Origin of the sequence: Peribacillus acanthi, assembly GCF_003073175.1 — a bacterium.
GTDB lineage: Bacteria > Bacillota > Bacilli > Bacillales > DSM-1321 > Bacillus_BN > Bacillus_BN acanthi.
In genome coordinates, this window is the sequence record NZ_QBBX01000009.1 from 92,865 (window position 1) to 110,023 (window position 17,159).

The following is a 17,159-nucleotide window of genomic DNA, read 5'->3' on the forward strand; positions in this document are numbered from 1 at the left end:
AGCCATAAACAGTGTGTGTGGATTAGAAGCGAGGAGAGTGAATAGTTTGAAACTTACTTGGATCAAAAAAATCATCGGTGGAGTTCTCCTTGTTTCGCTCCTTTTCTTAGGTTTCAATAAACCATTTCAACAATATATTAGTATCCCTAAAAAATTGGTTTTATTTGAAGGAGAGACCATTCAATTTCCTAAAGCAGCACCTGTATCCGCTTCACTAAAAACTGGTTCTGGACTAGCTATTCAAAGTGGCGGTGATTCTTTAACACTTGATGCCGAAGCACCTGGTACCAATCAATTACTTCTTGATTTTGCAGGTTTACCGGTTAAAAAAGTAGACGTTGAAGTCCTTAGAGACTTTAAAGTGATACCTGGAGGACAATCTATTGGTGTAAAACTTAATACAAAGGGTGTTTTAGTAGTAGGGCATCATTTGGTGGATACACTTAAAGGAAAGAAGTCACCAGGGGAAATTGCAGGTGTCCAAATTGGGGACATGATTACAGAAATCAATCAACATCAAGTGAAAAGAATGAATGAAGTTACGGAATTAGTGCAAAAAGCTGGTGAAGAAGGTAAGCCTCTTGACCTTATCATCACAAGAGAAAACAAGTCATTTGAAACAAAATTAACCCCATTAAAAGATAAAAATGAAAACATTTATAAGCTTGGTTTATACATCCGTGATTCAGCGGCTGGAATTGGAACCATGACATTTTATCATCCCCAAACGAAAAAATATGGCGCACTTGGCCACGTCATTTCAGATATGGATACAAAAATGCCTATAGTGGTTAAAGATGGCGAAGTGGTAAGATCAACTGTCACTTCAATTGAAAAAGGTAGCAATGGTGACCCTGGTGAAAAATTAGCTAGGTTCTCCCCTGATAAAGAAATTATCGGGAACATTAATAGGAACAGCCCGTTTGGTATTTTTGGAAAATTAAATCAATCCATTCCAAATGGTATTATGGATGAAGCGATGCCAATCACGCTTTCTCATCAAGTTAAAGAAGGACCTGCACAAATACTGACTGTTGTAGATGGATCTCAAGTGGAGAAGTTCGATATTGAGATTGTAAGCACAATCCCGCAAAAATTCCCAGCAATAAAAGGAATGGTCATTAAAGTGACTGATCCAAAATTATTAAAGAAAACAGGTGGAATCGTTCAAGGGATGAGTGGAAGTCCAATTGTCCAAAACGGAAAACTAGTAGGAGCAGTAACTCACGTATTCGTTAATGATCCTACAAGTGGTTATGGTGTTCATATTGAATGGATGCTAAACGAAGCTGGAATTAATATTTATGAAAAATCAACGATACCAAAAGCTAGCTAACAACTCAAAGGGTCGCTATCGGCCTTTTGAGTTTTTTCTTCTTGCAAGTATAGTATAAGTTAAAATTGTACTTTACCTCCGAAATATTTAAATAATCAATACGTCCTCAATATTTTTAGAAAGGATATGTTACAATAGGAATAATGATTTTTCGACAAATACTTTTCAATAATACGTAATAGGGCGAATTTCGTCGAAAAATAAAGGAAAACAGAGATAATTAAAGATTTTGGATATTTTTTAAAAAATAAAGAGGAATTATTCCGGCGTTGTCGAAAATTTTATACACAGAGAAAAAAAGAAAAAGTATGAGCTTTCGAGGAGGAAATCTGGGTGAACAAAGTTAAAGTTTGCATTGTTGATGATAATAAAGAGCTAGTAAGCTTATTAGAAGAATACATATCTTCCCAAGATGATATGGAAGTTATTGGTGTAGCGTACAATGGTCAGGACTGTTTAAGTATGCTACAGGTTTGTGAGCCAGATGTCCTTGTATTAGATATTATCATGCCACATTTGGACGGTTTAGCAGTACTGAGCAAAATTCGTGAATTAAATAGAGCTTCTACTACAAATGTCATCATGTTAACTGCGTTCGGACAAGAAGATGTGACTAAGAAAGCTGTGGAATTGGGTGCGTCATATTTCATCCTTAAACCATTTGATATGGAGAACCTAGGCAATCATATCCGTCAAGTCAGCAACAAGGGATCCCAGCTTGTTATGCAAAAGAAATCGGCCACTTCTACCTCGTATCGATCATCTTTTGAACCGAAAACTAAAAATCTTGATGCGAGTATTACTAGCATCATTCATGAAATTGGTGTACCTGCCCATATTAAAGGATATTTATATTTAAGAGAAGCAATCTCTATGGTATATAACGATATTGAATTATTGGGATCTATTACTAAAGTCCTTTATCCGGATATAGCTAAGAAATACAATACAACGGCCAGCCGTGTTGAAAGAGCGATCCGCCATGCTATTGAGGTCGCTTGGAGTCGTGGGAATATTGATTCAATTTCCTCTTTGTTTGGTTACACGGTATCCATGTCTAAAGCAAAACCAACCAATTCAGAATTCATCGCAATGGTTGCCGATAAATTAAGATTAGAGCATAAAGCTTCATGAGAGGGTAAGGAATCCTGATTTCGACTATATATGATCAAGACACCACCATTGGATACTACAAGTTCCAATTTAGTGGTGTCTTTTTAATATATAGAGAATCATTATAACAGAGCTCATAGTTAACAAAATTTCAGTTTTTTTAAAAATTAGCCACAAAAATGTTAATTTTTTCATTATAATATTCATATGATAGAGGTTTTTCGTAAACTTTGTTCCTTTTAAATTTAAACGTCTGACTTTGATTGTATAGATGGCACAGACTCTCACGAAAAGAGACATGCAACTGCCTGGAGTGGAGATCAACCGGCGAACTAAATCCAATAATAAACATTAAAAAATCTTTACGGAATGAGCCTATAAAAATAAACTATTTTTCTTTAGGAAGGAAAGAGCGCGCGTGGAAATATTACAAAATGAACACTTTTCTCTCCATGAAGAAAAAGAGAAAATTTACATAAATGTATTTAAAGCTGGATATCCACTATTATTGTTAAACGCAGTTTTAAATAATCATCCTAGGGTCTCTATTACAAAGTTCATGCAGCTAAAAGAAGCGATTACGCAAGCGAGTGGTGAATTGGTGGAAGTCGGGGAACTTAAACCTGAAATAGAATGTATCATTTCCAACGATGCGATGACGGTGAAGGTGAAAATCAATATTAATCAAGATGAACTAAATCAGAACTACGCAAATGTTGTATCAAAAGTGCTGGATATCCTACACTCGAACAATGTAAGAGAAGGAATTTTAGCTGATGTCTTACAACAAGAATTATGCTCAGTTAAAGAGATTGTAATTGCCAAGGGAATTGAACCCCAAGATGGAGAAGATGCAATTGTGAATCTTTATCAATGTTCTGAAAGAAAACCGACAATTAAGGATGACGGAAAAGCCGATTATTATGATATGAATTTCATAGATGAAGTTAAAAAGGGAGACTTTTTAGGTGAAAAGATACCACCTACTGAAGGTAAGCCTGGTAAAACCGTAACTGGGGAAATCATTGTACCTAAAAAAGGTAGGGACAAAAAATTATTTTATGACCCACATTCCGTAGGGGAGTATCAGGAAGGGGGGAAGGTTATCCTTCGTGCTCTTCTTGATGGAGTAGTTGATTATCAAGCTGGCCGTTTAGTTGTAGGTGACCATCTGATTATTCAGGGGGATGTAGGGGTTGAAACGGGGAATATTGAGTTTCAAGGCAGCATCACAATTAAGGGGATTGTTAAAGAGGGCTATTCAGTAAAGGCAACTAAAGATATCTCAATTATGAGTGAATTAGGCGTCAGTGGTATTAACAGAATTGAGTCATTAAACGGGGATGTTTTTATAAAAGGCGGTATTTTTGGAAAAGGTTCCTCGGTAGTCAAAGCAGCCAAGAATATATTCGTGAAGTACACGAACGAAGCGATATTAGAAGCCGGGGATAATATCAATATTGGATATTACTCAGTGGGAAGTGTGCTAAAAGCCAAAAATATTCTTACTGATGATAAAAATGGGAAATTAATCGGTGGAATAATTGAAGCAACTGGGAGAATCCGTACGGGTGTTATTGGAAATAAATTAGAAAGAAAAACTATACTCAATGTTAGTGGATTTGATCGGGAAAAAATCCAACTGGAGTTAGAAAATATTATTTCCTCGTATAAAGAAATCGTTCAAGTTGTTGAGAAGTTGAAGAGAAAACTTGATATATTTGAAAGCTTTTTAGAGCAATTAAATGCACTTCAACATAGCCAATACATAGAAGTGAAAAGAGAATTTGATAAAAATATGATTGAAATTTTCCAATTCGAAGAACGAAAAAAATCTTTATTAGAGTTGCTTGAAACAAAAGGAGAAGGTGAAATTTCAATAGGATTAATCGCTTTCCCAGAAACATTGTTCAATATAAAAAATCTAAATAAAAGGCTGAACCATGCGACTAAAGGTACTTTTTATGCGCAAGGAAATTCATTACATTATGAGTAGAATGGAGGGGTAAAGATGTTGAAACAAGAGGATACAAAAGAAAAATTCAATATCATCCTTGAAGCTATTGAATTCTTTACCCAACGTTTCCATTTAGATTTAATTTTGGAATACAGTCTCTCATTTATGCGAAGATTGTTGGAACTAGATCAAGCGATCCTTTTTGTGCGAAAAGATTGGGATTTGGTCCCTTTTAATAAAGAGGATTCGCATGTAAGTGAATCCTACGCAATTAGCCAGAAGCTAAATGATCTACCCCTGTATTACGGAAGAATTCTAACCAATGATATGGAATCCTACCTGCCGCTCGAAATGATTCATAACTACGATGCACAGATTGCTGTTCCCCTAATAAATGATACCCACCTTATTGGACTGATTATTTCTAATGGAAAACAGAATGGAGTGCTAACTGAAGAAGATTTAGTTTACGCAGATACACTCATGAAGTTAATGAATGTTTCAATTGAAACAAATCAAAGGTTGATTGATTTTAGAAAAGTTTGTAATAATCTCGATAATAAAATTTTTAATTTGTTTGTCATTAACCAAAGTACTAAAGCCCTTTTATCCCAGTTAAATTTAGAAAATCTATGTAATATCGCGACTGATGTTTTTAGTGAAGTGTCAGGAAGCAACGTGACTTCGTTCGGGCTATATGACTCCATATCCGATCATATCAAAATTATCGGTTATAAAAATGTGAATTCCTTCGATAGAATCTATGCAGAAATTAAGTTGAAGAAAAAAGTGTATCATAGTCAGAAAATCGTACTTCATATAAAGAAGGATAACGAGATTATTAAGGATTTATTTTCTAATTGGGAACAATTTGAGGAATTAGGAACTGAATATATTATTCTCATTGTTAAAGATTCAATTTTAGGACTAGTGACAATCGGTAAAACTCGAAATGGAGCACCTTATGATGACTCGATATTTGAGCTAATTGAAACCCTTGCTGCCTCCACTTACATAGGAATAACTAATGCAATGCTGTTTGAAGAAATATCAACAAAACAAAGACAAGCAGAGAAGAAATTTGAATACTTAAATCTATTTAATCAACTTTCAAGAACAATCAATACTTGTGAAAGTTTATCTGAGCTATTTGAACTTTCTCTTCAGACTTTAGAACTTGGCTTTGGAATACAGGAAGCATTTTTTGCGAAAAGAGATGAAAATGATTCGTTTTGCATTGAACAGTCTATTTCAACAGATTTGATCGGAAAACGTTTTTGTTTTAAAACGAAGATTAATCAAATGATTGTAGAATATCAATCATCGGCAATTACTCGCTATATGGCGGGGCAATGGATAGACAAAGAAAGAGATGGGATGAACTGCCTAATTGTTGTGCCATTTACAAGTCAACAAAAGATCTGTCAACCAGAAGAAGAAGGTGGCTCATACGTTTTAGTAATCACTCAAACCTCTAAAGTGGTGAATGAAGAAGAGTTATTGATTGTGGATACCTTGATACAAAATATGCGTCCAATCATTCATCATATGGAACTTTCATCAATAGCGAAAAAAAGTGAGAAAGATTTATTTATAGATGAATTAGAGTCTTCTTTGATGCGAAGAAAAGTCAATGAAGAGGAATTATTCGTTTTTTGGAGAAAAAAACAAAACTCTCCATTTGATGAATCCGATGCTGATAAAAACGAAAATGTTTTTAGTTTTTCGGGTTATGAATTTTTTCTAAGTACGAATCATCAGCCTCCTGAGGGAGATGGTTGGAAGGTAATTATCAATCCGGAAAATCAAATAGAGGTTCTTCAATATCCCTATGCGGAAATATAAATTAGTGTTTAAGATAAATTGACAGCTTTCGAAGGAGGAAGCCGATGGACACTACAATGATTTTCGCCCATAGAGGCTCGGCAGGAACGCATCCGGAGAATACGATGATTTCATTCCAAGAAGCAGCACGAGTCGGTGCTGATGGGATAGAGTTAGATATCCAACTAACTAAAGATAACCAATTAGTTGTGATCCATGATGAAACGATAGATCGCACCACGAACGGTAAAGGTTTTGTTAAAGATTATACCCTGAATGAACTGAAGCAATTTAACGCTAGCTTCTCTTTTACATCTAAGTGGGGAAAAACATCTATCCCGACTTTAGAAGAAGTCCTTCAATGGATGCAAGGAAATAGTTTGCAATTGATTATAGAGTTGAAGAATACTCGTTTCCCGTATCCGGGGATGGAAGAAAAGGCGATTGCCTTAGTAAGGAAATATTCGATGCAAGACAGAGTAACATGGTCTTCGTTCAATCATTATAGTCTTGTGTATTGTTACCGACTTTCTCCTGATGTTGAAACAGCCCCGCTATATAGGGATGGTCTTTTTATGCCTTGGATCTACGCGCAATCTATCATGGCGAAGGCAATCCATCCGTCTATTAAAGCAGCACCAAACGATATCATAAAAAAGGGAATGGAATCAGGAATTAAAGTTCGTCCATATACCATTAATGAAGAAAAACAAATGAAAGCTCTCTATGATATAAAATGTTCGGGAATTATTACGGACTTTCCTAAAAAGGCTATCGATTTGCGGAAATAGAATGGAATGAATCTCAAGTAAAAAAAGCTGTGTCAAAATCCAATCGGATTGACACAGCTTTTTTTACTTTTTAAATCTATCCTGGACTTTATTTCGTTTTCGGTCGCGGTGTAAAACAAATCCAGCTATAAACCCTATTCCACCAATGCAGAAAAAAAGTCCAGCAAGGAATTGGATCCATAGTGCAGGAAAGGGACTTTGTAATATCCCGAATAACATATCTCTCATAAGCTTAATTCCAAAAGCAGCAAGAGCTCCTGGTACAAATAAAATTAAAAACGCAATCAATCTATTCATTTTCATTTCCCTTTCGACAAACTTCCTAATCGAAATTGTAAATTAATATCTATATTTGTCAAGGAACCAGGTTTGCTATATAGTTAAATTGCTATGAAAAAAAATTCATTCTATATGTGCAATTTTTTTCAAATACCCGTTTTTGGAGGGGTGTAATGTGCAAAAAGTAATGATAGTTGGTGCTGGTAAAGGGGGCACAGCTATATTAAAAATATTATTAGAAACTGATTTTTTAAAAGTTGATGCAGTTATAGATCGAAACCGTGATGCTGAAGGTGTCACCCTGGCTAATCAACTAGGCATTAGGACGGATGTTGAATGGAAAGGGATTTTAGATGACAGCTTTGATATCGTCATTGAAGTGACCGGAAATATGACTGTATTTGAGGAAATTAGAGCTACAAAAAACAAAAATACAGTATTGGTACCTGGCACAGTAGCTTTCATATTAGCAAGACTTGTTGAAGAAAAAGAAGACTTGATTGAAAAGTTGAAAGAAGAATCCCATAAACGAGATTTAATCTTTAACTCAACAGAAGATGCGATGGTAGTCATCGATGTTAAAGGTAAAATTATCTTGTTCAATAAAAGTGCAGCAAGAATGATTGGACAAAACCAAAATGAAGCTTTGGGTAAAAATATTTTAGATATTATCCCATCCAGTAAATTACCAAGAATCCTTGAAACTAAAAGGGTTGAGGCAAACCAAGAACAAATCCTAGATAATGGGCTGAAAATCATAACGACAAGATTCCCGATTTTGAACGATGATGGCGATGTGATTGGTGCTTTCGCTGTGTTTAAGGATATTACCGAAGTCGTGAACCTAGCAGAAGAAATAACGAACCTTAAAGAAATCCAAACTATGTTAGAAGCTATTATACAATCGAGTGATGATGCCATTTCTGTAGTAGATGAACAAGGGAGAGGAATTTTAATTAACCCTGCTTACTCTAGGATAACTGGACTCACTCAAGATGAGGTCATCGGAAAACCGGCAACTGCAGATATATCCGAAGGTGAAAGTATGCATATGCAAGTTCTACAAACGAGAAGAGCTGTTCGTGGGGTAAAGATGCGGGTTGGGCCGTATAAAAAGGAAGTTATCGTAAACGTTGCCCCGATTATCGTCAATGGGAAATTAAAGGGAAGTGTCGGTGTCGTTCATGATATGTCTGAAATTAAAGAACTTACACAAGAATTGAACCGTGCTAGGCAGATCATTCGAACATTAGAAGCTAAATATTCGTTTGAAGATATTGTTGGGGATTCAGAAGAAATGCAATTAGCAAAGGATCAAGCGAAATTAAGTGCTAGGACACCAGCAACTGTTCTACTAAGAGGGGAATCAGGTACAGGAAAGGAATTGTTTGCACATGCTATTCACAACGGAAGTGACCGGAAATTCAACAAATTTGTAAGAGTAAACTGTGGAGCGATTTCGGAAACGTTACTTGAAAGTGAATTGTTCGGATACGAAGAAGGGGCATTTTCAGGAGCTAAAAGAGGCGGGAAAAGAGGTTTATTCGAAGAAGCTCATAATGGAAGTATTTTTCTAGATGAGATTGGAGAAATGTCTTTAACCATTCAGGTAAAATTACTAAGGGTTCTTCAAGAGCATGAGATTGTCCGTGTAGGTGGAACGAAACCGGTTCCTGTTAATGTAAGGGTAATTGCTGCTACGAACTTGAACTTGGAAAAAGCGATTATGAACGGGAGTTTTAGAGAAGACTTATATTATCGTCTTAGTAGAATGCCTATTCATATTCCGGCCTTGCGCCAAAGGAAAGAAGACATTCCTTCCCTGTGTACACATTTATTGCACAAGCTAAACCAGGAGTATGGAAGAAATATTGAAGGCATGACAGAGCAGGCATTACGAAAACTAAAGGCATATGATTGGCCAGGGAACGTTAGGGAACTAGAAAATGTACTTGGAAGAGCAATGATCTTTATGAAATATAATGAGATGGTAATTGATGAACATAATATTCCTGACTTCTTGCCTTCGTCAGATACACAACAGAAAAAAGAAACCTTTGAACTGGATCATCAAGGTCATTCATTAGCAGATTTAGTTGAAGGTTATGAAAAAAGAATCATCCAACAAACCTTGCGTAAAAATCAGGGAAATAAAACAGCTACTGCTAAAGAATTATCATTATCCCTACGAAACCTCTATTATAAAATCGAAAAATTTAACATTGAAGAAAATAGCATGCAATAAATTTCATACCATGCAATTCATTGCAAATTTTATCTCCCTGTAATTTATGAAAACGTTTTATTTTATAAGTTTTTCATTTTGGCACGATACTTGCATATAAGAAATATGTTGAATAAAGTAACATTCGTAGAAAGGGTTGATGTCATAATATGGATTTACAACTGCTAGTAGAACAAGCAACCCAATTTGAAGAAAAAGTTGTCGCAGTAGCAGCAGCTGAAGATGAAGAAGTTATTGATGCTGTTGTTCAAGCAGTGAATCTCGGAATTGCAAGTTTTAAGCTTTTTGGAGACAAAGAAAAAATCTCTGCATTATTGGATGAAAAACAATCTGGTATATCAAAACACGAAAAGATTCAGATTATACATGCTCATTCCGCGCCTTCCGCTGCAGAGCTTTCAGTTAAAGCTGTTCGATTAAATGAAGCAGATGTGTTGATGAAAGGAAATATTCCAACAGCACAAATTTTAAAAGCTGTACTTAATAAAGAATATGGTCTTCGAACAGGATCTGTACTTTCTCATGTAGCAGCATTTGAGGTAAATGGATACGATCGACTTCTTTTTGTAACCGATGCTGCCATGAATATAGCTCCAGACTTGACACAAAAAGCACAAATTATTCAAAATGCAGTAGATGTAGCTAGATCATTGGGTGTGGAGACACCGAAAGTTGCCCCACTGGCAGCCGTTGAGGTGGTCAATCCTGCGATGCAGGCTACATTAGATGCTGCAAACCTTACACAAATGTGTGCTAGGGGTCAAATCAAGAATTGTATTGTTGATGGCCCACTCGCTCTGGATAATGCAGTTTCTTTAGAGGCGGCCCATCACAAAGGGATTAAGAGTGATGTAGCTGGTGTTGCTGACATATTGGTTGTGCCAACGATTGAAGTAGGAAATGTACTATATAAATCATTAATGTACTTTGCTAATGCTAAAGTTGGTGCAGTAATCGCAGGTGCAAAAGCGCCGATTGTATTAACTTCGAGAGCTGATTCAGCAGAAAGTAAATTATACTCTCTTGCGTTGGCTGTATGCTCCACTTCAAAAAAGCATAAATAGGGTTATACTTCTGGTTCGTTCGCCAAGCGTTCCGCCAGTCTAAATATAAATACATTAGTTGTCTATCTTAGGGAGGAATACAATATGGAAATCTTCAAGTACTTAGAAAAATATGATTACGAGCAAGTTGTATTTTGTCAGGATAAAACATCAGGTTTAAAGGCGATCATTGCCATTCATGATACTACTCTAGGACCAGCTCTTGGTGGAACTCGTATGTGGACATATGAATCGGAAGAAGCTGCAATTGAAGATGCTTTACGTCTTGCGAAAGGTATGACATATAAAAATGCAGCAGCTGGTCTTAACTTAGGCGGAGGGAAAACCGTTATTATCGGTGACCCTCGTAAAGATAAAAACGAAGAAATGTTCCGTGCATTCGGTAGATATATCCAAGGTTTAAATGGTCGCTACATCACTGCAGAAGATGTAGGTACAACTGTTGCTGACATGGACTTGATTCATGAAGAGACAAACTATGTTACGGGTATTTCACCTGCATTCGGTTCTTCAGGAAATCCTTCACCTGTAACTGCTTATGGAGTTTACCGCGGTATGAAAGCAGCAGCTAAAGCAGCTTTCGGTACTGATTCTTTAGAAGGTAAAGTAATTGCTGTACAAGGTGTTGGTAACGTTGCATATAACCTATGCCGTCACTTACACGAAGAAGGAGCTCAGTTAATTGTTACAGATATTAACAAGGAGTCTGTACAACGTGCAGTTGATGAATTCGGAGCTAAAGCTGTTGAGCCTAATGAAATCTATAGTGTTGATTGTGACATTTATGCACCATGTGCATTAGGTGCTACTATTAATGACCAAACAATTCCACAACTTAAAGCAAAAGTTATCGCTGGAGCTGCTAATAATCAGTTAAAAGATACTACTCACGGTGATCTAATTCATGAAATGGGAATTGTTTACGCTCCTGATTATGTAATTAACGCTGGTGGTGTTATTAACGTAGCTGACGAGCTTTATGGCTATAACAAAGAGCGTGCTTTGAAAAAGGTAGAAGGAATTTACAATAACATCGAGAAAGTTATTGAAATTTCAAAACGTGATGGCATTCCTACTTATGTAGCTGCTGATCGTATGGCTGAGGAAAGAATCGAAAGAATGAGAAATTCTCGTAGCCAATTCTTACAAAACCCAAGACATATCTTAAACCAAAGATAAACTGTCTTTAAAAACATGAAGTAAAAAGAATAATAATCCAGGCTAAGTTCGAATGAACTTGGTTATGACAAGAGTGCCAGGATTCATTTGCCCAACTATATTGAAGAATCATCTTTTGAAAATTCAATATGGAGCATATAAGAAATCCTGGCTCTTGGTCTTAAAAATGGTCTTTCAGAAGAAATTGGTAGTAAATATTGGAGGTTTAGAAGTTGCAAGATACAAAACATCGCATCCTTGTCATTAATCCCGGATCAACATCTACGAAAATCGGTGTATTTGATAACGAAATGTCCGTTATGGAAAAAACGCTTAGACATGATGCAGAAACAATCGGTTCTTTCGATAACATCATTGATCAATATGAATTTAGAAAGAACACCATCTTAGAGGCACTGCATGAGGAAGGTATCAATATCTCCAAATTAAGCGCTGTTTGTGGCAGAGGCGGATTATTACGTCCAATTGAAGGCGGTACATATTCCGTTAATGATCAAATGCTTCATGATTTAAGAATTGGCTATAATGGACAGCATGCTTCTAACCTTGGTGGAATATTGGCATTTGAAATTGCTCAAGGCCTAAATATTCCTTCATTTATCGTTGACCCAGTAGTCGTAGATGAAATGGACGATATTGCGAGAATTTCTGGTTTTTCAAAAATCGAACGGAAAAGTATTTTTCATGCATTGAATCAAAAAGCGGTTGCTAGAAGAGTTGCAAAGGAACTAAACAAAAAATATAGAGACTTAAATTTGATTGTTGTTCATATGGGTGGCGGGATTACAGTTGGTGCCCATAAGAACGGCAGGGTTATTGATGTAAACAATGGTTTAAATGGTGACGGTCCTTTCAGCCCTGAAAGAGCTGGAACAGTACCTGCTGGTGATTTAGTCAAATTATGTTTTTCTGGTGATTATTTCCGTGAAGAAGTAATGAAGATGTTAGTTGGTCAAGGTGGACTTGTAGGCTACCTTGGAACAAACGATGCAGTTCAAGTTGAAAAGATGATTGCAAATGGAAATGAAGAAGCTAAAAAAATCTATTCCGCTATGGCTTACCAGGTAGCTAAGGAAGTCGGAGCAGCTAGTGCAGTCCTTGCAGGGAAAGTTGATGCAATTATTCTTACAGGCGGCTTAGCTTACGGAAAGGATTTTGTAGCCGAAATTTCATCAAGAATTAATTGGATAGCAGATGTTATCGTCCAACCTGGAGAAGATGAATTGCAAGCCTTAACAGAAGGTGCTTTACGAGTTCTACGTGGTGAAGAAGAAGCAAAGGTATATCCAAATGCTATATCTAAAGTGATAGAAACGAAATAAGGAGGGGACAAAATGGCTCAAGAATATGATTTGGTCATATTAGGTGGAGGTACTGGGGGGTACGTAGCTGCAATTCGTGCCTCACAACTTGGTTTAAAAACAGCAATTGTAGAAAAAGGGAAATTGGGTGGAACATGTCTTCACAAAGGCTGTATCCCTTCAAAGGCACTTTTAAGAAGTGCTGAAGTTTACCATCAAACGAAAAATAGTGAAGCATTTGGTGTAATCGCTGGTGAAGTATCCCTTGATTTTACAAAGGTTCAAGAGCGTAAAGAAACTATCGTAAGCCAATTGCATCGCGGTGTGCAGCATCTAATGAAGCAAGGTAAAATCGATGTGTATGAAGGAATTGGTCGTATCTTAGGTCCGTCTATTTTTTCTCCTATGCCAGGAACTGTTTCAGTTGAAATGAATGATGGTACGGATAATGAAATGTTGATTCCTAAAAACGTCATTATTGCTACTGGATCTCGTCCACGCACATTGCCAGGATTAGAAATCGACGGACAATACGTTATGACTTCTGATGAAGCTTTGGCGATGGAAAATTTACCGAAATCAATTATTATTGTTGGTGGAGGGGTTATCGGTATTGAATGGGCATCTATGCTAAATGACTTCGGTGTTGAAGTAACTGTCATTGAATACTCAGACCGTATCATTCCTACTGAAGATAAAGAGATTTCAAAAGAAATGCAGAGAGTATTAAAGAAAAAAGGAATCACTTTTGTTACAAGTGCAAAAGTTATGCCGGAAACTTTACAAAAAGGTGAAGGAGAAGGTGTGGTAATCCAAGCTGAAGTAAAGAATGATATTAAATCATTTACAGCTGAAAAAATGCTTGTTTCTGTTGGTAGACAAGCGAATGTTGAAGGAATTGGGATCGAACAAAACACAACCATTGAAATTGATAAAGGCTTTATTCTAACAAATGAGTTTTATCAAACGAAAGAATCCCACATTTATGCAATTGGTGATGTAATTGGTGGTTTACAGCTAGCACATGTTGCTTCTCATGAAGGTATTACTGCTGTGGAGCATATTGCTAACTTAAAGCCTCACAAATTAGATTACACATTGATTTCGAAATGTATTTACTCATCTCCAGAAGCCGCAAGTGTTGGATTAACTGAAGATGAAGCAAAAGAAAAAGGACATAATGTCAAAGTTGGTAAATTCTCGTTCAAAGCCATCGGTAAAGCATTAGTATATGGTGAATCAGATGGATTTGTAAAAATTGTAGCTGATAAAGATACTGATGACATCCTTGGAGTTCATATGATCGGTCCACACGTTACGGATATGATTTCAGAAGCAGGGCTGGCAAAAGTATTGGATGCGACTCCATGGGAAGTTGCTCACACGATCCATCCACATCCTACTTTATCTGAAGCAATCGGGGAAGCTGCTTTAGCAGTAGATGGACTGGCAATTCATTCTTAATAAAAAATTAATTTAAATAGGCTCGTTTCTTTTAGAGTGTTATTTTTAGAGTAGGTTTTTAAAAGCAAAACTTTGTAGAGAGGGTGGTTGGAGCGGAAGGTGCGAGCCTCCACAGGCGCAGTGCGCGCCGAAGAGCTCACCCCCCGCCCCGCGGAAAGCGAGCAGCCTGAAGCGGAAATCAACCACTCATCTATACTCAATAGTAACTGTATTAACGAAAACGGCCTTTAAATAAAATTAGATAATCCTTTAGTTGGAGGGAAATTCATGGTACAAAACCGTCATGAAGAATTAGGTCTTAGCAATGAGACACTATTAGAAATGTATGAAACCATGCTACTATCCCGTCGTATCGACGAGCGTATGTGGCTATTAAACCGTTCTGGTAAAATTCCTTTCGTTATTTCTTGTCAAGGACAAGAAGCTGCCCAAGTAGGTGCAGCATTTGCATTGGACAGAGAAAAAGATTATGTGTTGCCATATTACCGTGACGTAGGTGTTGTATTACGATTTGGAATGACAGCAAAGGAACTAATGCTTTCGGGATTTGCAAAAGCTGAAGATCCAAACTCTGGTGGTCGCCAAATGCCTGGTCATTTTGGTCAAAAGAAAAACCGTATCGTAACAGGTTCTTCACCAGTAACAACACAAGTTCCACATGCAGTTGGGATTGCACTTGCTGGGAAGATGGAAGGTAAAGACCTTGTAACATTCACTACTTTCGGTGAAGGTTCAAGTAACCAAGGTGACTTCCATGAGGGTGCAAACTTTGCTGGGGTTCATAAATTACCTGTAATTTTTATGTGTGAAAATAATAAATATGCAATTTCAGTTCCAATCGAAAAGCAACTTGCTTGTGAAAATGTGTCTGACAGAGCAGCTGGATATGGAATGCCTGGTGTAACAGTAGATGGTAACGATCCACTAGCAGTATATAAAGCTGTTAAAGAAGCTGCTGACCGTGGTAGAAGAGGAGAAGGTCCAACTTTAGTTGAAACAATCTCATACCGTTTAACTCCACACTCCAGTGATGATGATGACAGAGCATATAGATCTCCGAATGAAGTAGCAGAGGCTAAATCAAAAGATCCAATCATTACATTTGGTGCATACTTAAAAGAATTTGGCATAATGAATGATGAAATCGAGAAGAGCATTAACGATGGAGTAATGCAAATCGTTAACGAAGCAACGGATTATGCAGAAAATGCACCGTACGCAGAACCAGAACATGCATTGAAATACGTATACGGTGATAAGTAAGGGGGAAGAAGAATGCCAGTAATTTCTTATATTGATGCAGTAACGATGGCCATTCGTGAAGAAATGGAAAGAGACTCCCGTGTGTTTGTTTTAGGGGAGGACGTTGGAAAAAAAGGTGGCGTGTTCAAAGCGACTAACGGTCTATATGATCAATTTGGTGAAGATCGAGTAATTGATGCACCGCTTGCTGAATCTGCTATCGCGGGTGTAGGTATCGGGGCTGCAATGTATGGAATGAGACCGATTGCGGAAATGCAATTCGCTGATTTCATTATGCCAGCTGTTAACCAAATTATTTCTGAGGCTGCAAGAATCCGCTATCGTTCAAATAACGATTGGAGTTGCCCAATGGTAATTCGTGCTCCTTACGGCGGTGGAGTACATGGAGCTTTATATCACTCTCAATCCGTTGAGAAGGTTTTTGCTGGTCAACCAGGTTTGAAAATTGTTATGCCTTCTACTCCGTATGATGTAAAAGGATTATTAAAAGCTGCAATCCGTGATGAAGACCCAGTCATTTTCTTTGAACATAAACGTGCTTATCGTTTAATCAAAGGAGAAGTTCCAACTGATGATTATGTACTTCCAATCGGCAAGGCGGATGTAAAACGTGAAGGTGAAGACATTACTGTTATTACATACGGTCTGTGTGTACACTTTGCACTACAAGCAGCTGAAAAATTAGCAAGCGATGGTATTTCTGCTCATGTTCTTGATTTAAGAACGGTATATCCACTTGATAAAGAAGCAATTATTGAAGCAGCTTCTAAAACTGGTAAAGTATTGCTTGTTACAGAGGACAATAAAGAAGGAAGCATCATGAGTGAAGTAGCTGCAATCATTGCTGAAAACTGCTTGTTTGAATTGGATGCTCCGATTATGCGTCTTGCTGGTCCAGACGTTCCAGCTATGCCTTATGCGCCTACTATGGAGAAATTCTTCATGGTGAATCCGGATAAAGTAGAAAAAGCTATGAGAGAACTAGCGGAATATTAATTCAGGGAGGTTACAGCATTGGCTATTGAACAAATGACAATGCCACAGCTTGGTGAAAGTGTTACAGAAGGCACAATCAGCAAATGGCTAGTGGCTCCAGGAGATCACGTAAACAAATATGACCCTATCGCAGAGGTTATGACTGATAAAGTAAATGCGGAAATCCCATCTTCATTTACAGGTGTAATTAAAGAATTACTTGCTGAAGATGATCAAACTTTAGCAGTAGGTGAAATTATCTGTACGATTGAGGTTGCAGGTGGAGAAGCAGCTCCAGCTACAACTCCTACAGCGGCACCAGAAGCATCAAAAACAGAAGCTCCAGCAGCTACTAATGCACCAGCTAC

Annotated in this window: 13 protein-coding genes and 1 pseudogene; 13 read left to right on the forward strand and 1 reads right to left on the reverse strand. The window is 37.2% G+C overall.

The features are described 5' to 3' along the window. Positions 1–46: 46 nt before the first annotated feature. The 5 genes from spoIVB (at position 47) to DBX25_RS11065 (ending at position 7,021) form a co-directional block, all read left to right on the forward strand. Positions 47–1,336 carry a SpoIVB peptidase gene (gene spoIVB, locus DBX25_RS11045; protein ID WP_108670852.1) on the forward strand — a complete coding sequence of 430 codons (1,290 nt, stop codon included), beginning with the start codon at positions 47–49 and terminating at the stop codon, positions 1,334–1,336. Positions 1,337–1,669: 333 nt separating this feature from the next. Then, positions 1,670–2,470: a sporulation transcription factor Spo0A gene (spo0A, locus tag DBX25_RS11050; RefSeq protein WP_108670853.1), complete on the forward strand. Its 801-nt coding sequence runs from the start codon at positions 1,670–1,672 to the stop codon at positions 2,468–2,470. A 397-nt stretch (positions 2,471–2,867) separates the two neighbouring features. Next, positions 2,868–4,445, forward strand: coding sequence for a DUF342 domain-containing protein (locus DBX25_RS11055; protein WP_108670854.1), 1,578 nt, complete (start codon positions 2,868–2,870; stop codon positions 4,443–4,445). 15 nt (positions 4,446–4,460) lie between these two features. After that, entirely contained in the window at positions 4,461–6,251 is a 1,791-nt protein-coding gene (locus DBX25_RS11060; protein ID WP_108670855.1) for a GAF domain-containing protein, read from the forward strand. A 44-nt stretch (positions 6,252–6,295) separates the two neighbouring features. Then, positions 6,296–7,021, forward strand: coding sequence for a glycerophosphodiester phosphodiesterase (locus DBX25_RS11065; RefSeq protein ID WP_108670856.1), 726 nt, complete (start codon positions 6,296–6,298; stop codon positions 7,019–7,021). Between the two features lie 63 nt (positions 7,022–7,084). Here DBX25_RS11065 and DBX25_RS11070 read toward each other — a convergent pair whose 3' ends face one another. Next, positions 7,085–7,318 carry a DUF2627 domain-containing protein gene (locus DBX25_RS11070; RefSeq protein WP_108670857.1) on the reverse strand — a complete coding sequence of 78 codons (234 nt, stop codon included), beginning with the start codon at positions 7,316–7,318 and terminating at the stop codon, positions 7,085–7,087. 157 nt (positions 7,319–7,475) lie between these two features. Between DBX25_RS11070 and DBX25_RS11075 the strand changes: the two genes are divergently transcribed. From DBX25_RS11075 to DBX25_RS21305, 8 genes and pseudogenes are all read left to right on the forward strand, one after another. Next, positions 7,476–9,545: a sigma 54-interacting transcriptional regulator gene (locus tag DBX25_RS11075; RefSeq protein ID WP_108670858.1), complete on the forward strand. Its 2,070-nt coding sequence runs from the start codon at positions 7,476–7,478 to the stop codon at positions 9,543–9,545. Positions 9,546–9,694: 149 nt separating this feature from the next. After that, a complete protein-coding gene (gene yqiS / locus DBX25_RS11080) occupies positions 9,695–10,609 on the forward strand; it encodes a phosphate butyryltransferase (protein ID WP_108670859.1) in 915 nt (304 codons plus the stop codon). Positions 10,610–10,693: 84 nt separating this feature from the next. After that, positions 10,694–11,788, forward strand: a complete 1,095-nt coding sequence (bcd, locus tag DBX25_RS11085; RefSeq protein WP_108670860.1) for a branched-chain amino acid dehydrogenase — start codon at positions 10,694–10,696, stop codon at positions 11,786–11,788. Between the two features lie 212 nt (positions 11,789–12,000). Beyond that, positions 12,001–13,110, forward strand: coding sequence for a butyrate kinase (gene buk / locus DBX25_RS11090; RefSeq protein WP_108670861.1), 1,110 nt, complete (start codon positions 12,001–12,003; stop codon positions 13,108–13,110). 12 nt (positions 13,111–13,122) lie between these two features. After that, a complete protein-coding gene (gene lpdA / locus DBX25_RS11095; RefSeq protein WP_108670862.1) occupies positions 13,123–14,553 on the forward strand; it encodes a dihydrolipoyl dehydrogenase in 1,431 nt (476 codons plus the stop codon). A 267-nt stretch (positions 14,554–14,820) separates the two neighbouring features. Next, complete coding sequence (locus DBX25_RS11100) at positions 14,821–15,816, forward strand: thiamine pyrophosphate-dependent dehydrogenase E1 component subunit alpha (RefSeq protein WP_108670863.1); 996 nt, start codon at positions 14,821–14,823, stop codon at positions 15,814–15,816. A gap of 12 nt (positions 15,817–15,828) precedes the next feature. Then, complete coding sequence (locus DBX25_RS11105; RefSeq protein ID WP_108670864.1) at positions 15,829–16,812, forward strand: alpha-ketoacid dehydrogenase subunit beta; 984 nt, start codon at positions 15,829–15,831, stop codon at positions 16,810–16,812. Positions 16,813–16,830: 18 nt separating this feature from the next. Next, a pseudogene (locus DBX25_RS21305) lies at positions 16,831–17,159 on the forward strand (biotin/lipoyl-containing protein); the annotation flags it as partial.